Raw genomic sequence first — 20,022 nt, forward strand, 5'->3', positions numbered from 1 at the left:
CATTATTCCAAGCGCAAACTATTAGGGGTCAAAAGTTGACTGAAGAATTACTATGGCACTATCAGTACCACCAACACCGCGGCTGGTAATCCGATAATACTCACGTGCTTCAGCACCAGCGGCTGGAGCAAAACCAATATCGCTGCCATCATTTGCATTCCATACCGACCCCTCAATTCTTTCGACTACATAGACGGGCTGGCTAGCTATCCCACTTAGCCCAAGATTGGTTGAAACCGAGGCACCATCCCAGTCATAAACCAGCCAAAATTCACTCGTGGAAGAACCGGCCATTTGCTCAACATATCCGGTATTAGTACCATTAAAAAGCGTGCTTATTGCAGCTTCAGACTCCAATTCAAGCTCAACCTCAGCCACTCGTAAAGCGGCTTCCGCTGCCTGGAACGCAAGCTGGCGGTCGCGCATATTACCGGCCATTAATTCCTGCATACCACTACCGCGAATTGCCGCCAACCCAACAAAAGTCATTAGCAATAAAATGACCAACCCTACGAGCAATGTTGTACCAACTTGCTTTTGGAGGCTCTTAACGTAAAGCCTTTTTTTCATTTTTTTCTCCGATTACGGTGTACGACTGCGGATAGATATAGTGCTACTGAAAACCTGCCGCAAGCGCCTATCCCCAGGGTTTTGATCCTCTTGTCCATTGAAAGTGTATAGCTGCACATCTTGCAGGACATTATCGTCATCGGAGGACACTAGTAATTCAACCCTTATACTGGTTATCTGTTCCCAATCAGCAACATCTTTAGCCGCTTTAAAATCTCCATTTAGCCCGTAGGTGATTTGCATTTGCTCAACTCCTGTTAGGAGCTCTTGTGATTCCCCATTAATTTCTCGAAACAAGCTAGGTCTGCCAGAGGTACCTTCATCAAGGTAATAGAAGGTACTGGTCGCCACAAACACTTGCGCATCACTAAAAAAATAATCATTTTTATCTGTTGCCACATTACCCGAAGCGGCTTCCCCTTTTCGGTTTCCAGGTGTAAATCCATCTTCATCTGAATGTAGTAATTCAATTCTTTCTGAGGTGCTACTACCTATAATTTCAGTGACCTGGAAAACCCGTGCCTTTGTGCAATCAGCAATCACTAGAATATCTTCTTTACAGATACCACTGTATTTATCTTCACCTTCGTCACAACCATCTTCTTCTATCCCAGTATTTTCTATATAAATTCGATCTGGGTCATTGATGTCATTTACAGCAACGGCTGTGCCATTAGCACTTCTCAATAATAAAACATCCGAGTCGCTGGAGTGGCTAGGATAGCTTGCATTGATTTCGTCGCTATCGATTCCCTCCGTAGGTACAGCGAAATTATATAGAAGCGTATCACTATTATTTAGCAGGTTTTCAAAAGCACCTTCACCGGCGGTATTCATACAGCCAACAAAACCAGCCATACGTATATCTTCAAACATAAAATCAACAGCAAGGCGTCCTGTTTCCTGTACCCTTGCTATAGCCTGCTGAGTCGCAAATGTGACCTTGCTCGAAAAAAAAAGCTGCACAACCCCAGCCATTAATACCAAACCAACAGTAATAGATACCATAAGTTCTACGAGAGAGATTCCCCGCTGTTTAAACATTACGACTCCTACTAAATTCTTGTCATATATTGAAAGCTACTGGTACCCGCATCGTCACCAGTACCCATCGAGTCTTCTTCTCCCCACTGAACCGTAACCGTGCATACATCATCAATATTACAGGTTATACCTCCCGTTCCCTCCGGAAGTCGTTCTGATAGCAACCCTCTCCACTCTTCTATATCTACCTCAGCACGACTCGAACTCGCAGTGGGAGTATCATCAAGAGTTAATTCATACTCTGATAAATTTTCGCTATTTGCCCTTAAGCGCTCGAAGATATCCTGGGCCAATATATTTGCCTGAGAACGCATATAAGCACTGTGATTATATTGAAGGGCCTTATTTTGCAGGGCGGCCAATCCAAGTAAAGATGTGGAAAGGATCAACACGGTTACCATAACCTCGATTAACCCAACCCCTCGCTGGGAATTTAGTAATTTCACTTCGCCCCCTTAGCAGTCTGTTTTTTCTACGGTTATCAATCCGGCTGCGCCGACAGTCATTGTTACAGCATTATTCCCAACGCAGTTTAAGTTCCTAGCCGATACCGAAGTATTAGTAAACCGCCCCAAAGTTCCCAAGCTGGTGAAACGGATAAAATTTGTAGCTGCAACTTGAACAACTTGAATAGAGGCATCCCCATCATCAATCTCCCAAACTCTCAGTACCTGATTGATGACTGGAACCCCTGCATTATCGCTAGCCGCATCATCAACAAATACTATCCATCCCTGATCCCAGGTATCCGCTGCTGTACAATTCGCCCCATCTGTACTCGCACATATGGTCACTCTTCCACCACGTTTTACAGCCTCCGAGCGAGTGTAATTTAGTGCTCCCGCAAAATCCTCAGCTAAAGCTTCAGAGCGACCGTTGTTGATCATATCTGTGAAATTTGGGGCAGCAATCCCAACTAGTACACCTAAGATCACGATAGTGATCATCATCTCAACGAGAGTAAACCCGCTCTGCTTCCAAGTTCGGCCACCCTGGCCAGTATTCCTAAATTGCATCTATTTCTAACGCCTGTGCCAATAATTCAGTGTTCACTTTACCGCCAAACACCTAGAAAGAGAAAAAGACTGTAGATATATTCGCGAAAGTAGCATTTCACTGAGCTTACGCACCAGATCAAACCGACTAGTGGCCATTTCAGCAGATTCAATGGTCAACAAAATGAGACCTGCGTCTAAAAACCCCAGGAGGGGACCATGACTCAACGGGGCTTAACACTACTCGAGTTGCTAATCAGTCTTTGTATTTTATCGATTCTCTTACTTATTGGTCTGCCAAGCTTTACGCAAATCATTGAAAAGACACAAATGGAACTTGTTGGGGATGATTTCTTTAGCGCTATACAGCTAACAAGAAATACAGCTGTAGGGAAAAATCAGCGTGTCACTATGCGTAACTTTGGGAGCTGGGATCTAGGATGGGAAATTTTTATCGATACCGATCATGACGGTATACGCGATGACAATGACTCTTTAATAATGTCCGGGTCTAGGATAGAGAAAGTACAGATTCTATCCAACTCTCCAGTTAAAGATTACATATCTTTTATTGGAACTGGTGAGAGTCGTAAGACAGGTTCTCCCCAAGGCGCATTACAAATGGGGAGCCTCTATGTTTGTACCCTTGATGGATCACAGGGCCTGGCCCTGATATTGTTTCACAGCGGTCGTTTGAGAGTCGAAGAGGCGGACCAAAACCAGTGTTCTTAGCCCCCAAAACCATGGCTCAAGGGGCACAAAAGAATCTAATTGATTACCTCAACTCTTTAGGCAGGGAGAAACGTATATTCTCAGCCCTTCCATCCATTTCTTCAGGAAGGCTTGCACCAAGTTGTTGCAGTCGATCAATCACTCCTTGTACAAGGACTTCCGGTGCTGACGCTCCCGCTGTGATCCCTATGGCCGTCTTATCCTGAAGCCAATCCGCATCGATATCATCTGCACCATCGATCAATTTAGCAGTAGCACCACAGCGTTCAGCGAGTTCACGCAGGCGGTTAGAGTTAGAACTATTCGGGCTACCAACAACAAGGACCAGGTCACTTTCCAGAGCCAGCTGCTTTACAGCATCCTGGCGATTCTGGGTCGCGTAACAGATATCATCTTTTCGAGGCCCACGGATTTCAGGGAAACGCACTCTCAGGGCATCAATGACTCGAGCGGTATCATCCATGGATAGTGTTGTTTGGGTAACATAGGCGAGATTACTCTCGTCTTTAACAGTTAACTTCGCAACATCCTCTTCGTCTTCAACCAGGTAAATGGCACCGCCAGCAGAGTTGTCATACTGCCCCATTGTGCCCTCCACTTCCGGGTGCCCGGCGTGGCCGATAAGTATGCACTCAGCACCGTCGGTGCTGAACTTACTCACTTCAATATGCACCTTGGTAACGAGCGGGCAAGTAGCATCGAATACACGCAGGCCGCGCTCTTCAGCTTCGCGTTGCACAGCTTTTGAAACACCGTGAGCACTGAAGATAACGATAACATCATCGGGCACTTCATCGAGTTCATCGACAAAGACCGCACCGCGCTCTTTCAGACTTTCCACCACAAATTTATTGTGCACCACTTCATGGCGGACATAGATCGGCGCACCAAATACATCCAGGGCGCGATTCACAATATCAATTGCCCGATCAACACCGGCACAAAAGCCCCGGGGGTTAGCCATTCGGATTTGCATGTCTACTTCAGCACCCTACTTGCTACAAAGGGGGAACCCCGACCCTATTGGATCGAGTCCACCGCAATAATTTTCACATGGAAATTTAAGGTTTGACCGGCCAATGGATGGTTAAAGTCGACGGTAACATCGTCCTCACCAATCTCACTGATTACTCCGGGGAGTTCGCCGCTGCCGTTGTCAAAAGAGACTACCAACCCGCGCTCCAGCTCCATATCGGGAGAAAAGGTATCCCGACGCACCTTTTGTAGGTTTTCCGGGTTGCGCTGACCAAATCCTATCTCCGGCGGTATCTCGATCTCGGCTTCATCCCCCGCTTTTAAACCAAAAAGCGCTTTTTCAAAGCCCGGCAGCAAACTACCATCGCCAACACTGAAAGAGGCTGGATCACCTTTGAAGGTTGAATCCACCTCAGTGCCATCGTCCAATTTCAGGCTAAAGTGCAGTGTCACCCGGCAGTGTTCACCGATAACGGCATTACTCATAGTTCGTTAAACTTCCACGTTATTTTTTGCTTTGCCACTCTCTTTTTCTGCAAAAAAAAGTAGCTCAATAACCAGCATTGCAGCGCCGATACTAATTCCCATATCCGCAACATTGAATACCGGGAAGTGCCAGTTGCCGTAATAGACCGAAATAAAATCCCTTACGTAACCCAGCAGTACTCGATCCCAAAGGTTGCCCAAGGCCCCCCCCAGAATTAGCGCCAGGGCACAGGGTTCCCAGCGCTTTGTTGCCGGCAAGCGCCATAGCCAAACACTGACAACAACGCTAAATACAAAGGCAATAATTCCGAAAAACCACCGCTGCCACCCCCCAGCATCAGACAGGAAGCTAAAGGCAGCGCCGTAGTTTTCCGCATAAGTAAATTGCAGCAAGCCGGGAATAATTTGCATTGATGGGCCGTGCATAAACATATCCACGGCCCAGACTTTGCTGGCGATATCGAGGACAACCACCACCAGCGCCAGCCAGTACCAGCGCCATGGATGCCCCCAAACAGGGTTGGAACTAGGCATAGTGCCTCACTTCTCCTTCACCAGAAACGTTTTCCACGCAGCGCTCACAAATGTCTGGATACTCTGCTGATACACCCACATCGGCACGGTAATGCCAACAGCGCGCACACTTGGGGTGATCCACTTTGCTTACGCTGACTTTCAATCCTTCCAGCTCTGTGGACTCTGCACCGGCAGCATCGCTGAGTGGCTGTACAGAAGTAGAGGAGCAAATCAAAACAAAGCGCAACTCATCTTCGAGCTCCAAGAGCTTTTCACGCAGGTCATCCTCGGCGAACAGAGTCACCGCCGCTTGCAGGGAGCCGCCAATAGCACCAGCTCCACGCTGCTCTTCAAGCACCTTGTTTACCGCAGTTTTTACTTCGGCGATGGCGGCCCAATAGTCCGCACCTTTAACCGAGTCTGCTGGCAGCTTCGGCAGCGAATACCATTCTTCAATAAAGATGCTGTCCGCTTTGGCACCGGGAATAAACTGCCACAGTTCTTCTGCGGTAAAGCTCAGGATAGGCGCAATCCAGCGAACAAATGCCTGAACAATATGATAGAGGGCAGTTTGCGCAGAGCGGCGTGCAGTACTGTCCTCTTTGGTGGTGTACTGGCGATCTTTGATGATATCCAGGTAGAAGCCACCCATTTCCACGACACAGAAGTTATGTAACTTCTGGTAGATCTGGTGGAACTGGTAGTTATCGTAAGCCGCGATAATTTCATCCTGTAGACGCGCAGCCTTATCCAGCGCCCAGCGATCCAGCGCCAGAAGCTCACTCTCCGGCAACAAATCTTTTTCCGGGTCAAACCCAGCCAGGTTGGACAGGAAGAAACGAGCCGTATTGCGCAAGCGACGGTAAGAGTCCGCTGTGCGTTTCAGGATCTCATCGGAAACCGCCATTTCACCACTGAAGTCTGTGGCGGAAACCCAAAGGCGCAATACATCTGCACCCAACTTGTTGATTACATCCAGTGGTGCAACGGTATTGCCGATGGACTTGGACATTTTCCGTCCCTGTGCATCTACCGTGAAACCGTGGGTCAACACTTGCTTATAAGGGGCACAATCGTTGATGGCGATGGAGGTCTTCAGTGAAGACTGGAACCAGCCTCGGTGCTGATCAGAGCCCTCAAGGTACAGATCTGCCGGGAAACGCAGGCCGTTGCGGCGCTCCAGTACGGCGTAATGAGTCACACCTGAATCGAACCAGACATCCAGGGTATCGGTAACCTTTTGATATTGGTCTGCCTCATCTCCCAGAAGCTCCTGCGGGTCCAGGTCAAACCAAACGTCCATACCCTCGGCGTCGACCTTTTCAGCCACTTTGTCCATCAAAGCGGGAGTGTCCGGGTGGATTTCATGGGTCTCTTTGTGAACAAACAAAGCGATGGGCACGCCCCAGGTGCGCTGGCGGGAAATACACCAATCCGGGCTGCCGTCGAGCATGGCATCGATACGGGCCTTGCCCCAACCGGGGATCCACTGAACTTCATCCGCTGCCTTCTGTGCATTCTCCAGAAGATCATTCTGCTGCATGCTCACAAACCACTGCGGAGTTGCGCGGTAAATAAGCGGCGTCTTGGTGCGCCAGCAATGGGGGTAGCTGTGCTCCATCTTACCCTGGTGCAGAAGTACTCCGCGCTCCTGTAACAGGGCCACGATTTTGTCGTCCACCTTGTAGACGTGTTCACCGGCAAACAGCGGTACCATATCGCGGTATACGCCATTGTCATCGATATAGTTCAGGGTATCGATGCCGTAGCGCTTGCCCACCTGGAAGTCATCGGGACCATGGTCCGGCGCAGTGTGTACACAGCCTGTACCTGCATCAGTGGTGACATGGTCGCCGAGGATCATCGGCAATTGCTTCTCGTAAAAAGGATGGTTTAGCTTCAGGTGCTCCAAGGCGGCACCGCGAATACGGCCTACCACTTCACCTTCGAGCCCCGCCTTCTCCAATACGGCGTCCTTGAGTGCTTCGGCAACGAGCAATCGGCGCTCAGCCGTTTGCACCACAACATATTCCAGCTCAGCATTGACAGAAACCGCTTGGCTGGAAGGAAGCGTCCAGGGGGTTGTGGTCCAGATAACAACGGATAGGGGGCCTTCACCCGCGTGCCCACCTGCCGCATCGGCGATAGCCAGGGATGTCTCTTCCGTCGCCGGATAGCAAACGTAAATGGAGTAGGAGGTTTTATCCTGATACTCCACTTCCGCTTCCGCCAGAGCTGATCCGCCCACAACGCTCCAGTACACGGGCTTGAAACCCCGTGCCAAATGGCCATTTTTGACCACTCGCCCAAGCGCTCGGATGATATCGCCTTCAAATTGGAAATCCATGGTGCGGTAGGGGTTGTCCCACTCACCGAACACCCCCAGGCGAATAAAGTCTTTCTTCTGTCCGTCCACCTGCTTGGCTGCGTACTCGCGGCACTTCTGGCGGAAAGTTTTGTGATCCACCTTTGCGCCAGCCTTGCCAATCTTTTTCTCGACGCGGTGCTCAATCGGCAGGCCGTGGCAGTCCCAGCCAGGCACATAGGGAGCGTCAAAACCGCTCAGGGTTTTCGACTTGATAATAATATCTTTGAGAATCTTGTTGACCGAGTGACCTATGTGAATATCCCCGTTGGCATAGGGAGGACCGTCGTGCAGGATAAACTGCTCGCGCCCCGCCCGCGCTTCGCGGATTTTTTCGTAGAGCTTGGTTTCCTGCCACTTCTTTAAAATAGCCGGCTCGCGCTGGGGCAGATTGCCGCGCATAGGAAAGTCGGTCTCAGGCAGGTTTAAGGTCACTTTATAATCAGTCATTGGATGTCTACTTCAGCTCTAGTAGAGAAAAATTCATCGTCTATACACCGGTTAGTGCCCCTTGGGGTTTTGCACAAACCAGTCTTTAGCATCGTCAATATCCTGAGCGATGCGGGCTTTGAGGATTTCCAGGGAGGCAAACTTCTCTTCATTGCGAAGTTTGTGGCAAAACTCTACCGCTAGTTCTTTCCCGTAGAGGTTGCTATCAAAATCAAACAAGTTGACTTCCAGTAGTGGCCGGGCGCCCTCTCCCTCAACTGTCGGGCGAAACCCCACATTGGCAACACCGTCAATTTCCGGCCGCCCAGCTGCGAGTTCACTTCCATTCGCGGCTTTGGTGCGAACGGTGTAAACACCAACCAGCGGGGAGCGGTAGCGGTGCAAACGCACATTGGCTGTGGGAGCACCCAGTTGCCGGCCCAAGGCGCGGCCGGGGGCAACCCGTCCGGTAATACTGTAAGGGCGCCCGAGTAAGGCCTCGGCCAACTCAAACTCGCCCCGCTGCAACGCTTCGCGAATGCGGGTGCTGCTCACCCGGGCTCCGCGAATCTCAAGCGTAGCTGTGTCTTCCACCGTGAATCCATTTTCGGCCCCGGCGCCCTGAAGGAATTGATAATCGCCACTGCGATCACAGCCGAAGCGGAAATCGTCTCCCACCACCAAATGGCGGATTCCAAGGCCGTCCACCAGAATACGGCGCACAAAGGCATCGGCACTCAGGTTGCGCAGTTTCTCGTTAAACTGCAGGCACAGCACCCGGTCGGCACCAGCATCAAATAGCGCCAATACCTTCTCTTTAAAGCGCATCAGACGCGCGGGCGCCCTTTCCCCAGAGAAGAACTCATGTGGCTGGGGCTCAAAGATAATCGCCACCGAGGGCAGATCATGTTCCTGCGCGCGTTGCTTGAGCTGCGCAATAATCGCCTGGTGACCGAGGTGTACACCATCGAACGAGCCGATTGTCGCCACGCTTCCCCGGTGGCGGGGGCGCAGGTTGTGCAACCCGCGAATTAGTTCGCGCTCCTGGGCCAAAGCGATTTTCCCATCCTCATAAAATCGAGCCGCACAGTATAGCGGATTCCCACTGGGCGGCCAGAGGCCATATTTATCCAGATATACCCACTTAATAAACTAACTTGTGGCGCGGAAGTGGCGGGGGCGCAATCCTGAAACCAGTAAAACCGACATATAGGTCGCTCCCCCAACAGCTACGACTAGCCCCATACGCCAGGCGCGGTCATACCAGGCCCATTCACTCCACTGTGACCACAGGTGCAGAGCCCCGAGCAAAATCGCAACCATCGCCAAATTCGCCAGAAGCAACCTTACCAGGTAAGTGCCCCAACCAGCCTCAGGTTTATAGACATCATCTCGACGCAAGCCTTTATAGAGGAGCCAGGCGTTAATAGCGGCCTGACAAGCCGTAGCCAGCGCCAGGCCCATATGGCCGAGCTTGAAGTAGTAGTTAAGCGGTATCACAAACAGCAGGCTCAACACCATTTTGGCCGAGATAGCGATTAAACCAAAGCGCACTGGGGTATAGGTATCCTGGCGGGCAAAATAGCCCGGCGCCAGCACTTTAATCAGCATAAACGCCAACAGCCCCATGGCATAAGCGCGCAGGGACCAGGCGGCCATTTGCATATCGCGCGGCTGCATCTGCCCATACTGAAAAAGGGTTGTCAGGAGCGGCTCAGCCAGTACCACCAAGGCTACAGAAGCGGGCAGGGAAATTAGCGTGACACTGCGCAAAGCCCAGTCGAGGGTATGACGAAACCGGCGGGGGTCTCCGTCAGTGTGCTGACGCGACAAGCTCGGCAGAATCACCGTGGCCACTGCAACCCCAAACACCCCCAGGGGCAGCTCGGTAAGGCGGTCGGAAAAATAGAGCCAGGAAACACTGCCGCTGGGCAGGAATGAAGCCAGCAGGGTGTCCATCACCAGGCTGATCTGGGTCACTGACACACCAAAAATCGCCGGCGCCATCAGGCGTAAAATTTTACGCACCCCTTTGTGCTGCCAATCCCACTTAGGGCTAGGTAACAATCCTTCACGAGCGAGAAAAGGCAGTTGAAACAGCAGCTGCACCACCCCCGCAACAAAAACGCCCCAAGCAAGCGCCATAATTTGCGGATCAAACCAGCTGGTAGCAACCGTCGCCGCAGCAATCAAAACCAGGTTGAGCATCACCGGGGTTAGCGCCGGAATCGCAAAACGATCGAAAGTATTGAGTATTGCCCCGGTAAATCCCGCCAGGGAAATCAGCATTAAATAGGGAAAGGTGATCTGCAACATATCGGTAGCGAGATCGAACTTCTCACGCTCACTGCCGTCCCACCACCAACCAAAAGCAAAAATACCCGTAACTAGTGGAGCGCAGAGAACACCAAACAGAGTAACCAACAAAAGTACGCCGCCAAGGGCACCCGCAACCCGGTCATTTAACTCACGCGCAGCCGCCTTACCGCCCTTTTGGCGATATTCGGCCAGTACCGGCACAAAGGCCTGGGCAAATGCGCCTTCGGCAAATAAGCGGCGGAAAAAGTTGGGAATCTTGAATGCGACAAAAAAGGCATCGGCAGCATCGCCCGCACCGGCAAAGCGGGCCAGCGCCACGTCGCGAACCAGCCCGGCCACTCGCGACAGCATAGTGGCAGCACCGACAACTGAACTGCCCCGCAGCAATCTGGAAGCACCAGATTTTTCGACTGCCTGTTCCTGAGCTGGGGATGACTGCGACAAAACTCGGACTCCTGGCGAAAGTTGAAACTTGTTGGCCGGCAAGTCTACCCCAAAACCAGGGGATATATGGGCTCCTCTACAGAGCTGAGGCCCTGCGACTGCGGGACCGCGAGCCTATACTAAGAGCGAGCTAGTCGCGCCACCCAAGGAGCTGGTGGTGCGGGGAGAGAAGGGATGACCATTAGTGCTTTGATTATTGCCCTGGTTCTGGCAATTGTGCGGTACATAGCAGCTGTTGATGGCCCCAGCCCCGTCTGTCCATCCACCCCCTGCTATAACTGCGGTCGCCCAGCCCCTTCCAGCTTCTGAGCTGGGTTTCGGAGCGATCGCCATATTTCGCCACAATTGAGCCGCAGTTGGTCATAGCTGCGCCACGCCAGCGCCTCCTTGGAGCTTTTTAATAACACTCAAACGGGCCACAACAGAACAGGCCCACACGAGTAAGAAAAGCCGCTAAGGAGCAGAACAATGAAAAAAGTAGTGATGGCCGTCGCCCTGGGTTCTCTGATTGCCACCGGAGCCCACGCTAAGGAACAAAACGAATCCAATTTGACTCCGGCCAAGCAGGCCTCAGTCTTTACCGGCTCTGCAATTGCCGGTGCAGCATTGGGTGGGCCCGTTGGCTTTATCGCCGGAGCACTCGGCGGAGCCTGGCTCGGAGAGCAGATCAAGCAAGCAGACGAGGCAGATATGCTGGCAACACAACTGACAGAGAGCCGTGCAGAGCTCAGCAACCTGGCACAGCAATTGGATGCGGCTCAACTGTCCGCGAACGACGCCAGCCAACTGGCCCTGGATTCACTGCAATTCCAAATGCTGTTTACCACTGGGGAGGACAAGCTTCAGGAGGGCCAAATGCACCAGCTGAGTGCCATGGCTGACTTCCTAAAGCGCCACCCCCACCTGCAAATTCACCTGGAGGGACACGCAGATCCTCGCGGCAGCGACGGCTACAACAATGTACTGTCCGATCAACGCGCCCTGAGTGTGGAAGAGGCTTTGGTATCGCTGGGAGTTGATGCCTCAAGAATCAGCCGCAGCGCACTCGGCTCCACCTATTCCCAGGCAGCCCGAGGCGATGTAGACGCCTACGCCATGGAGCGCCGCGTCGACATCCGCTTCTCCCTTCCGGAGTCCATGGCGGGAAACTTCTGAGTCAAAGGGGCACGGCGGACAACAAATCCGCATATCCCTTCGCCTTCAAGCCGCACTACATAAGCGTGAGTGGATCGCAAATCCACTCACGCAACTCCAAGCTGATAGAAACCCTGTTGTATTTGCGGGCGCCTTGCGCCCGCCTTTTTGCCTAACCCCTGCAACTTCGTGCATGATTCTCCGCCAGAAAGGAATTAAGTCGGGATTTGTCATGAGTGCAACCATCGCCATTGTCGAAGATGAACGCGCTATCGCAGAAAACTACCGCGATGCTCTGCGCCGCCACGGTTACCGGGTCGATTTATACAGCGCCAGGATTGAGGCCATGGATGCTTTTCGCCAGCGGCTGCCGGACCTGGCCGTGATCGATGTTGGCCTGGGCAGCGAGGTGGAGGGCGGTTTTGAGCTCTGCCGGGAATTGCGCGCTATGGCGCCGAGCCTGCCAATATTATTTCTCACCGCCAGGGACTCAGAGCTGGATATTATTTCCGGACTGCGCCTGGGGGCTGATGATTACCTCACCAAGGATATCTCCCTACCCCATATGCAGGCGCGAATTAACGCCCTACTGCGCCGCGTTAGCGTGCTGCGAGATCAAAACGATGAAGGCGAGAGCTTAACTCAGGGAAAGCTATGGCTGGATATTTCCAGGCTCCATTGCCACTGGGATGAGCAACCCGTGGACCTGACCGTGACCGAATTCTGGATTGTCCACGCCCTGGCCAAAAGGCCCGGTCACGTTAAATCCCGCAGCCAACTTATGGAAGCGGCCCGCGTAGTGCTGGATGACAACACCATCACCTCTCACGTCAAAAGAATCAGGCGCAAGTTCCAGGCGCTGGACACCGAGTTTAATGCCATAGGAACCGCCTACGGCATGGGGTATCGCTGGCAGCTGTAAACCGCCATCGGGCGAACAATTTCAAAAATTTAAGTATGAACCTACGCCGCCAACTCTTGCTCGTCAGCCTTGTCGCACTCACCCTGCCCTGGGCCGGCTGCCAGTACCTCCGCCAGGTGGACGCCGCCCTAGCACAAGGCCAGATCCAGGCAATCGAGGCAACTGCGGCGGCAATTGCCGCGCGCTTGGCCAGCGCCCCCCAACTTATCGCTCCAGATCCTCAGCGCCTTTCACGCCCACCAGGGGCTCAGCTCTACCTGAATCCCCTATCTCAAGCTCCGAGAGTCGACGGCTATGGCGATGAGTGGCGAGCGCAGCAACTGGAGCCCAGAGCCCTTGAGGACGGGCAGCTATCCCCTATGGCCCAGGTGACGCTGGGGCAACTGGATAAGCAAGTCTACCTGCTTCTCACTGTTTCGGACTCAACTCCCGCCTACCGGGACCCCCGCACAGGCCTGATCGCTGGTGGTGACACCGTAGAGCTGTTTACCGCTGACCGGCACTACATCCTGCCCGTCGCCAGCCAGGGGACCGCCAGCGCCTTGTGGCACAACCCGAGAGAGGGCCGCTACGAGCGTGAGCTGCGCTTAAGGGGCCGCTGGACAACTTCTGGTGCCGGTTACCAATTGGAGCTGGCTCTACCACAAACCCTAACCGGTGGAGCCCTCGCTATCCGTATTCACGACAGGGCAAACAGCAGTGGTTCCTCACCGACTCGAAGCGCCAGCACACTTCCGGCAGATGGTCACCCAGGGCGCTTGGTAAGCCCTCTGCCAGACCTTCAAAGAGAACTCGACCACTTTGCGCGCCCTGGACTGCGCCTCGCAGTAGTGGATAGCGAGGGGTTTCTTCTTGCCAGCAACGGACAACTACAGCTGGCAGATTCCGAGAGCAATTCGTGGCTGAGAGACTGGGCTTATCGCAAATTGCTTTCCAGAGAGGATTTGCCACAGCTGCCGGAAAATAGCTTGCCTCTTGCGACGCCTGACAGCCGTGGCACCCGGGAGCAATGGTATTCAGGACCACTGCAATCCCGAATTGGTGCGGTGAGTGTGCCCGTTATCACCCGGGTCGACGAAGTGGTTGAGCGGCCACTTCTGGGGCAAGTCGTCGTCCTGCAATCTGGCGAAGCGATGCAATCAGTCACCGAGGGAGCAGCCCACCGGTTGTGGTTGATCAGCTGCGCCGCGGCCGCTATCGCCCTGCTCTTCCTTTTGGGCTACGCCAGCTGGCTTTCCTGGCGCGTGCGCAAGCTACACCAGGCCGCCCGCAACGCAGTAGATTCCAGCGGCAAACTGCGCGGCAACTTTCCCCATTCAAAGGCAAGCGATGAACTGGGAGACCTAAACCGGGCCTTCGCCAGCCTGCTCGCAGAACTGGACCAATATCACCAGTACCTGCGCACTCTCGCCAGTAAGTTGTCACACGAGCTACGCACACCGCTGGCAGTGGTTCGCTCATCCCTGGATAACCTCTCCGCCGGAGAACTCGACGACCACAGCCGCCGCTATGCAGAGCGGGCTATGGATGGCAGTGCAAGGCTGTCGGGGATTCTCAACAGTCTATCCGCAGCCAGCAATCTTGAAACCAGCATCCACCAAGCGGAGCGGGAGCCTTTCGACCTGGCAGACCTGCTTGAAGTCATGACACAGTGCTATGGCGATGCTCACAGCGAACACCAATTTACTCTGAACAAACCCACTGGGGAGCTAGCCTGCCACGGCGCACCGGAGTTGTTGGCTCAACTACTGGACAAGCTGGTGGATAACGCTTGCAGCTTCGCCCCCCAAGGCAGTGAAATTTGCCTGTCAGTAGCAACAAACAGAGATATGTACCTGATCACAGTAGGCAATGACGGCCCTCTGCTCCCGGAAGGTTACGCTCACAAGCTATTTGACTCTCTCGTTTCTGTGCGCAGTCAAGGCGATAATGCCGGCCACCTGGGGCTGGGACTGCATATCGCCAAACTGATCGCAGACTTCCACGGAGGCTCCCTAAAAGCCCGAAACCGCAGCGACGGCAGCGGTGTAGAGTTCAGCCTGGAGTTGCCGACCGGGTAACCGCCGTTGTGGATTGACAACATATCTGCACCGAGACGCCCGCTATGGTTGACAAACAACCAACTGTGGGGATAATGTCGCGTCCCGATCGGGCCCCAGGGCCTGTTAGTTACAGATTTATAGATTCCAGACAGGAGCAACCGGTGGCCAACTCACCTCAAGCGAAGAAACGCGCGCGCCAGAACGACAAGCGCCGCATGCACAACGCCAGTCTGCGCTCCATGGTGCGCACCTACATCAAGAAGGTAGTTGCGGCCATCGATGCCGGCGATGCGGAAAAAGCAAAAACTGCGTACGCAGAAGCAGTTCCCGTTATTGACCGTATGGCAGACAAAGGCATTATTCACAAGAATAAAGCCGCTCGTCATAAGAGCCGTCTGAACGCTCAGATCAAAGCTCTGGCCGCCTAATCCCTTAGGCAGCAGACACAAAAAAGCCCCGCATTGCGGGGCTTTTTTGTATTCGGAACTTGCCAATTCAGAGCAGGATCAGGTTATCGCGGTGAATCAATTCATCGTCATCCCGATACCCTAAAAGGTCGGCAAACTTCTCCGATGACTGCCCCAGAATCCGACCGCTCTCACTACTGTCATAATTGACCAGGCCCCGCGCTATCTCGCGACCTTCAGCATTCCTGCAAGACACCAGATCCCCCCGCCTGAAATGCCCTTCAACGGCGGTAACCCCCACCGGCAACAGGCTGCTACCGCTCCCAGTCATAGCCACTTCGGCACCGGCATCCACTAACAGGGTTCCGCGCACCTGTAACTGTCCAGCGAGCCAGCGCTTACGCGCCGCCAGGGGATCTGCCTCTGGCAGCAACAGGGTACCCAACTGCTCGCCGGCACAGACTTTATCTATCACCGCCTCCAAGGCCCCGCCAGCGATCACTGTGCGAGCTCCTGAGCGCGCTGCCAACTGCGCTGCGCGCACCTTGGTGGTCATACCACCACGACCCAGACCGCTGCGGGAATCCCCCGCCATCTCGAGCAGCTTGGGATCAAGCGCAGATGCCTCACTAATTAATTCTGCTTCGGGGTTATCGCGGGGATCTTTAGTAAACAGCCCATCCGCATCGGTCAAAATCAGCAGCGCATCTGCCTCAACCAGATTTGCAACCAGGGCCGCCAGGGTATCGTTATCGCCGAAACGTATTTCGTCAGTCACTACCGTGTCATTTTCATTCACGATAGGCACAGCCCCCAGTGACAGGAGCGTGCGCAAGGTGCTGCGAGCATTCAGGTAGCGAGTGCGATTGGAAAGGTCATCGTGATCCAACAGGATCTGAGCGCTGCGAATATCAAAACGGCTAAAAGCCTGCTCATAGACCTGCACAAGATGGCTCTGCCCTACAGCAGCAGCCGCTTGTAACTGGTGGATAGACTCGGGCCGGCGACACCAGCCCAACCGATCCATTCCGGCCGCAACAGCACCGGATGAAACCAGAACCACTTCGATTCCTTGACGGCGCAAATCAGCCATCTGTGCAACCCAGGCAGAAATGGCAGCGGTATTCACACCTCGACCATTATCTGTCAGAAGGGCGCTACCAATTTTTACCACCCACCGCTGGGCCTTGGTCAACGCCTGCCGGGACACTGTTGCGGAGTCCATGTTCCCCCCCCCCCTCAGGACAAGATAACTATTGAGCGAGCCAGGCTAACTCGGCAACTGCTCGCTCCATGCCATTTAAGAGCGATACTCGACATCCACATCGTGGTCGTCGTCATCATCCCAATCCTCGTCGTCATCCACCTGCCCCTTGGCCGCTTTGCGCTTGGCGCGATGACTCTGTCTCAACTCTTCGATTCGCTCGCGAGCTTCGCGCTGCATTTGGCGCTGCGCTTCCAGCTCCGCCACAGCCAAGTCGGGATCTCGCTCCTCAATTTCCTGGCGCTCTTCCAGGTAGTCCATCAAGCGTCCACCGAGGGCATCGGTACCCTCTTTGCGAATAGCTGCCACACGGAACACAGGCCCTTCCCAACCCAGGGCATCCACTACCGCCTGGCAGCGCTCTTCCAGCTCCGCAGCGGGAACCAGGTCGGTCTTGTTCAATACCAGCCAGCGCTCACGCCCGGCCAGGGTAGGGCTAAAGGTGGACAGCTCGCGCTCAATGGCTCGGGCATTCTCCACCGGATCAGAGCCATCAAAGGGAGCCAGGTCAACCAGGTGCAACAAAACACGACAGCGAGTTAAGTGCTTGAGGAAGCGAATCCCCAGCCCTGCACCTTCGGCTGCACCTTCAATCAGGCCGGGAATATCTGCAATCACAAAGCTTCGATGCTTCTGAACCTGCACCACCCCCAAATTTGGTACCAGGGTAGTAAAGGGGTAGTTGGCCACTTTCGGTTTGGCCGCAGAGACGGCGCGAATAAACGTGGATTTACCCGCATTGGGCAGTCCTAGCATGCCCACATCTGCCAGAACCTTCAGCTCGAGCTTGAGGCTGCGCATCTCACCCTCAGTGCCGTGCGTGGTCTGACGCGGCGCACGGTTAGTACTGGACTTGAATCGGGTATTACCCAGGCCGTGGAAGCCCCCCTGGGCCACCAGCTGACGCTCACCGGCTTCGGTCATATCGCCGATAGTCTCGCCGGTATCCGCATCAATGATCGTGGTGCCCACCGGCACCTTAAGGACCAGGTCCTCACCCTTGGCGCCAGTACAGTTGCGCCCTCGACCCGGCTGGCCACTCTCAGCGGCGTAGCGGGGCTGGTAGCGATAATCCACCAGGGTGTTCAGGGAATCATCAGCTTCCAGGTACACGGAGCCGCCATCGCCGCCGTCACCGCCATCCGGACCACCCTTCTCAACAAATTTTTCCCGGCGAAAGCTCAGGCAGCCATTGCCGCCCTTGCCTGCCTGCACAGAGATGGGCGCCTCATCGACAAACTTCATAATCACTCCACCGCCACAGCGGTTGTCTCATCCGGTGCGCAGATACGCGCACTATCATCATACCAGCCGACAAGCCGCCTCCTGTGGGCAACTGCCACCCTAACTTCCCGTCGCGGTCTTTTTGCGACTTTTCCAACAAAAAAGCCCCGCAATAGCGGGGCTTTTTATGAAGCTTGGGCTAATGACCGCTTAAGCAGTTTCGATAGAAACGAACTTGCGGTTGTTGGGGCCCTTAACTTCAAACTTCACAACGCCGTCCGCAGTGGCGAACAGGGTGTGGTCTTTGCCCATACCAACGTTAACACCGGCGTGGAACTTGGTGCCACGCTGACGAACGATGATGTTGCCTGCTGCTACAGACTGGCCGCCAAAGCGCTTCACGCCCAGGCGTTTACTCTCGGAATCGCGACCATTTCGCGTACTACCGCCAGCTTTCTTATGTGCCATGAGTCGTTACTCCTCTCTTATGCCTTGATGCCAGTGATTTTAACTTCGGTGTACCACTGACGGTGGCCCTGGCGCTTCATGGAGTGCTTACGACGACGGAACTTGATGATTTTCACCTTCTCGCCGCGGCCGTGGCTTACCACTTCAGCAGTTACTTTAGCGCCATCTACAATAGGAGCGCCAATGCTGATCTTGTCGCCATCGACAACCATGAACACTTTATCAAAATCAATGGATTCGCCAGTTGCTACTTCCAGCTTCTCCAGGCGAAGTACTTCGCCTTCTTCTACACGGTGTTGCTTGCCACCGCTCTCAAAAACAGCGTACATATTTCTATGCTCCGGTAAGGACGACACGAAGCAGCGGGAGGACCAGTAAGTCACTGCTCCGCATTTCGGGAGCTTGCGCCGTGTGTTTAACATCTATTCGCCAAAAGGCCCGCAGACGACCCAATAGCCGCAAAGAGCCCGCAATTGGCGGGGCGCAGATTCTAATCAATTCGCCGGGTTGATACAATAGCGCCCCTTCGCCTTCCGGCCCCCGGGAGGCCCCTGTCTAGTCGTATAAGGAACTCTCACATGCTGCCTTTTCACCGGGTCGCCGCCGAAGACTTTGCTGCGGTTAACCAGCGCATTCTCGATCAACTGCACTCGGACGTTCCCCTGGTGGAAAATATAGGTCACTACCTGGTCGAAGCCGGGGGGAAGCGCCTGCGCCCACTACTGGTACTGCTTTGTGCCAAAGCTTGCGGCTATCAGGGTGAGAACCATATCGATCTCGCCACCATTATCGAGTTTATTCACACTGCTACCCTACTGCACGACGATGTTGTAGACACCTCTGACATGCGCCGCGGCCGCCTTACCGCCAATGCCAAGTGGGGCAATGCCCCCAGCGTACTCGTGGGAGATTTCCTCTATTCCCGCGCCTTCCAGATGATGGTTGCCCTGGAAGACATGAACATCATGGCAATTCTCTCAGAAACCACCAACACCATCGCAGAGGGTGAAGTACAGCAGCTGGTCAACGCCGGTGATCCCGCAGTAAGCGAAGAGAATTACTTCACCGTTATCCACAAAAAGACCGGCGCACTGTTTGAAGCCGCCTGTGAAACTGCGGCCGTATTAGCCAACTGCTCAAGTGAAGAACAAACTGCACTGAAACTCTACGGTCGACACCTGGGACTCGCCTTCCAGCTGGTTGATGACGCTCTCGATTATCGCGGTAATTCGGAAGAACTGGGTAAAAATGTTGGGGATGACCTGGCGGAGGGCAAACCGACCCTGCCCTTGATCTACACCATGGCCAACGGCAGCAAGGACCAGGCACTGCTGGTAAAAACTGCAATTGAACAGCGCAGTGCGGAAAAGCTCAGTGAAATAGTAGAGGCCATTGAAGCCTGCGGTGCTCTGGATTACACCATGGATCGTGCCCGGGCCGCTGTAGAAGACGCCAAAAAGCAATTGGCCTTTATGCCCGAGAGCGAACAAAAAACCGCCCTGCAGCAATTGGCGAGTTTTGCTATAGAGAGAAACGTCTAGAAGTAAATGCTGCTCGGGCTATATCGATAGCACGGGCAGCGCCGCTACCTTAAGCACAATGCGAAACAACGCAGCTCCCCCCTCGAGCAGCTACCAAACCTGACCAGCCTCCAAGCTTTATTCGTATCTATTTCCCGCTACCCCT

At 53.9% G+C, this 20,022-nt stretch carries 20 protein-coding genes; 6 read left to right on the forward strand and 14 right to left on the reverse strand.

From position 1 onward, the window contains the following. Positions 1-21: 21 nt before the first annotated feature. The 4 genes from ACYX4J_RS18690 to ACYX4J_RS18705 are packed head-to-tail and all read right to left on the reverse strand — an operon-like array spanning position 22 to position 2,630. Positions 22-570 (reverse strand): pilus assembly PilX family protein, encoded by a 549-nt coding sequence (locus tag ACYX4J_RS18690; RefSeq protein WP_476177293.1) that lies wholly within the window; start codon positions 568-570, stop codon positions 22-24. A 12-nt stretch (positions 571-582) separates the two neighbouring features. Then, the gene (locus ACYX4J_RS18695; RefSeq protein WP_476177294.1) at positions 583-1,614 is read right to left on the reverse strand and encodes a PilW family protein; all 1,032 of its coding nucleotides are present in this window, start codon (positions 1,612-1,614) and stop codon (positions 583-585) included. 11 nt (positions 1,615-1,625) lie between these two features. Beyond that, positions 1,626-2,060, reverse strand: coding sequence for a type IV pilus modification protein PilV (gene pilV, locus ACYX4J_RS18700; RefSeq protein WP_476177295.1), 435 nt, complete (start codon positions 2,058-2,060; stop codon positions 1,626-1,628). 9 nt (positions 2,061-2,069) lie between these two features. Continuing rightward, complete coding sequence (locus ACYX4J_RS18705) at positions 2,070-2,630, reverse strand: GspH/FimT family pseudopilin (protein ID WP_476177296.1); 561 nt, start codon at positions 2,628-2,630, stop codon at positions 2,070-2,072. Between the two features lie 198 nt (positions 2,631-2,828). Between ACYX4J_RS18705 and ACYX4J_RS18710 the strand changes: the two genes are divergently transcribed. Further along, positions 2,829-3,341 carry a GspH/FimT family protein gene (locus ACYX4J_RS18710; protein WP_476177297.1) on the forward strand — a complete coding sequence of 171 codons (513 nt, stop codon included), beginning with the start codon at positions 2,829-2,831 and terminating at the stop codon, positions 3,339-3,341. Positions 3,342-3,384: 43 nt separating this feature from the next. Here ACYX4J_RS18710 and ispH read toward each other — a convergent pair whose 3' ends face one another. From ispH to murJ, 6 genes are all read right to left on the reverse strand, one after another. Next, entirely contained in the window at positions 3,385-4,317 is a 933-nt protein-coding gene (gene ispH / locus ACYX4J_RS18715) for a 4-hydroxy-3-methylbut-2-enyl diphosphate reductase (RefSeq protein ID WP_444934830.1), read from the reverse strand. Positions 4,318-4,361: 44 nt separating this feature from the next. Next, a complete protein-coding gene (locus tag ACYX4J_RS18720) occupies positions 4,362-4,802 on the reverse strand; it encodes an FKBP-type peptidyl-prolyl cis-trans isomerase (protein ID WP_282934364.1) in 441 nt (146 codons plus the stop codon). A 6-nt stretch (positions 4,803-4,808) separates the two neighbouring features. Further along, positions 4,809-5,336: a signal peptidase II gene (lspA, locus tag ACYX4J_RS18725; protein WP_444895261.1), complete on the reverse strand. Its 528-nt coding sequence runs from the start codon at positions 5,334-5,336 to the stop codon at positions 4,809-4,811. Then, positions 5,329-8,133, reverse strand: a complete 2,805-nt coding sequence (gene ileS / locus ACYX4J_RS18730; protein ID WP_444934829.1) for an isoleucine--tRNA ligase — start codon at positions 8,131-8,133, stop codon at positions 5,329-5,331. Before ileS ends, lspA begins: the two co-directional genes overlap by 8 nt. Positions 8,134-8,184: 51 nt before the next feature. After that, positions 8,185-9,165: a bifunctional riboflavin kinase/FAD synthetase gene (gene ribF, locus ACYX4J_RS18735; RefSeq protein WP_444906471.1), complete on the reverse strand. Its 981-nt coding sequence runs from the start codon at positions 9,163-9,165 to the stop codon at positions 8,185-8,187. A 99-nt stretch (positions 9,166-9,264) separates the two neighbouring features. Further along, a complete protein-coding gene (murJ, locus tag ACYX4J_RS18740; protein ID WP_476177298.1) occupies positions 9,265-10,875 on the reverse strand; it encodes a murein biosynthesis integral membrane protein MurJ in 1,611 nt (536 codons plus the stop codon). 468 nt (positions 10,876-11,343) lie between these two features. On the opposite strand from murJ, the gene ACYX4J_RS18745 reads away from it, so the two are divergent. The 4 genes from ACYX4J_RS18745 (at position 11,344) to rpsT (ending at position 15,401) form a co-directional block, all read left to right on the forward strand. Next, positions 11,344-12,030 (forward strand): OmpA family protein, encoded by a 687-nt coding sequence (locus ACYX4J_RS18745; RefSeq protein ID WP_445363134.1) that lies wholly within the window; start codon positions 11,344-11,346, stop codon positions 12,028-12,030. Positions 12,031-12,241: 211 nt separating this feature from the next. Beyond that, positions 12,242-12,931, forward strand: coding sequence for a proteobacterial dedicated sortase system response regulator (gene pdsR / locus ACYX4J_RS18750; RefSeq protein ID WP_108735148.1), 690 nt, complete (start codon positions 12,242-12,244; stop codon positions 12,929-12,931). Between the two features lie 35 nt (positions 12,932-12,966). Continuing rightward, positions 12,967-14,991, forward strand: a complete 2,025-nt coding sequence (locus tag ACYX4J_RS18755) for an ATP-binding protein (RefSeq protein WP_476177299.1) — start codon at positions 12,967-12,969, stop codon at positions 14,989-14,991. 143 nt (positions 14,992-15,134) lie between these two features. Continuing rightward, positions 15,135-15,401: a 30S ribosomal protein S20 gene (rpsT, locus tag ACYX4J_RS18760; protein WP_108731693.1), complete on the forward strand. Its 267-nt coding sequence runs from the start codon at positions 15,135-15,137 to the stop codon at positions 15,399-15,401. 67 nt (positions 15,402-15,468) lie between these two features. On the opposite strand, the gene proB is transcribed toward rpsT, so the two are convergent. The 4 genes from proB to rplU form a co-directional block, all read right to left on the reverse strand. Continuing rightward, positions 15,469-16,605 carry a glutamate 5-kinase gene (gene proB, locus ACYX4J_RS18765; protein ID WP_476177300.1) on the reverse strand — a complete coding sequence of 379 codons (1,137 nt, stop codon included), beginning with the start codon at positions 16,603-16,605 and terminating at the stop codon, positions 15,469-15,471. A 75-nt stretch (positions 16,606-16,680) separates the two neighbouring features. Beyond that, positions 16,681-17,889 carry an Obg family GTPase CgtA gene (cgtA, locus tag ACYX4J_RS18770; RefSeq protein ID WP_476177301.1) on the reverse strand — a complete coding sequence of 403 codons (1,209 nt, stop codon included), beginning with the start codon at positions 17,887-17,889 and terminating at the stop codon, positions 16,681-16,683. 189 nt (positions 17,890-18,078) lie between these two features. Next, positions 18,079-18,336: a 50S ribosomal protein L27 gene (gene rpmA / locus ACYX4J_RS18775; protein ID WP_073277572.1), complete on the reverse strand. Its 258-nt coding sequence runs from the start codon at positions 18,334-18,336 to the stop codon at positions 18,079-18,081. A 17-nt stretch (positions 18,337-18,353) separates the two neighbouring features. Beyond that, positions 18,354-18,665: a 50S ribosomal protein L21 gene (gene rplU / locus ACYX4J_RS18780; RefSeq protein WP_444936710.1), complete on the reverse strand. Its 312-nt coding sequence runs from the start codon at positions 18,663-18,665 to the stop codon at positions 18,354-18,356. A 249-nt stretch (positions 18,666-18,914) separates the two neighbouring features. Between rplU and ispB the strand changes: the two genes are divergently transcribed. Next, a complete protein-coding gene (gene ispB / locus ACYX4J_RS18785) occupies positions 18,915-19,877 on the forward strand; it encodes an octaprenyl diphosphate synthase (RefSeq protein ID WP_444914818.1) in 963 nt (320 codons plus the stop codon). Positions 19,878-20,022 lie beyond the last annotated feature (145 nt).

The organism is Microbulbifer sp. ABM4_008, assembly GCF_056311705.1.

Excerpts from the sequence above, each read along its gene's own strand:
- ACYX4J_RS18690 (WP_476177293.1), bottom strand. The coding sequence starts at position 570 with ATGAAAAAAAGGCTTTACGTTAAGAGCCTCCAAAAGCAAGTTGGTACA.
- ACYX4J_RS18695 (WP_476177294.1), bottom strand. The coding sequence starts at position 1,614 with ATGTTTAAACAGCGGGGAATCTCTCTCGTAGAACTTATGGTATCTATT.
- ACYX4J_RS18705 (WP_476177296.1), bottom strand. The coding sequence starts at position 2,630 with ATGCAATTTAGGAATACTGGCCAGGGTGGCCGAACTTGGAAGCAGAGC.
- ACYX4J_RS18710 (WP_476177297.1), top strand. The coding sequence starts at position 2,829 with ATGACTCAACGGGGCTTAACACTACTCGAGTTGCTAATCAGTCTTTGT.
- ispH (WP_444934830.1), bottom strand. The coding sequence starts at position 4,317 with ATGCAAATCCGAATGGCTAACCCCCGGGGCTTTTGTGCCGGTGTTGAT.
- ACYX4J_RS18720 (WP_282934364.1), bottom strand. The coding sequence starts at position 4,802 with ATGAGTAATGCCGTTATCGGTGAACACTGCCGGGTGACACTGCACTTT.
- lspA (WP_444895261.1), bottom strand. The coding sequence starts at position 5,336 with ATGCCTAGTTCCAACCCTGTTTGGGGGCATCCATGGCGCTGGTACTGG.
- ileS (WP_444934829.1), bottom strand. The coding sequence starts at position 8,133 with ATGACTGATTATAAAGTGACCTTAAACCTGCCTGAGACCGACTTTCCT.
- ACYX4J_RS18745 (WP_445363134.1), top strand. The coding sequence starts at position 11,344 with ATGAAAAAAGTAGTGATGGCCGTCGCCCTGGGTTCTCTGATTGCCACC.
- pdsR (WP_108735148.1), top strand. The coding sequence starts at position 12,242 with ATGAGTGCAACCATCGCCATTGTCGAAGATGAACGCGCTATCGCAGAA.
- ACYX4J_RS18755 (WP_476177299.1), top strand. The coding sequence starts at position 12,967 with ATGAACCTACGCCGCCAACTCTTGCTCGTCAGCCTTGTCGCACTCACC.
- proB (WP_476177300.1), bottom strand. The coding sequence starts at position 16,605 with ATGGACTCCGCAACAGTGTCCCGGCAGGCGTTGACCAAGGCCCAGCGG.
- cgtA (WP_476177301.1), bottom strand. The coding sequence starts at position 17,889 with ATGAAGTTTGTCGATGAGGCGCCCATCTCTGTGCAGGCAGGCAAGGGC.
- rpmA (WP_073277572.1), bottom strand. The coding sequence starts at position 18,336 with ATGGCACATAAGAAAGCTGGCGGTAGTACGCGAAATGGTCGCGATTCC.
- rplU (WP_444936710.1), bottom strand. The coding sequence starts at position 18,665 with ATGTACGCTGTTTTTGAGAGCGGTGGCAAGCAACACCGTGTAGAAGAA.
- ispB (WP_444914818.1), top strand. The coding sequence starts at position 18,915 with ATGCTGCCTTTTCACCGGGTCGCCGCCGAAGACTTTGCTGCGGTTAAC.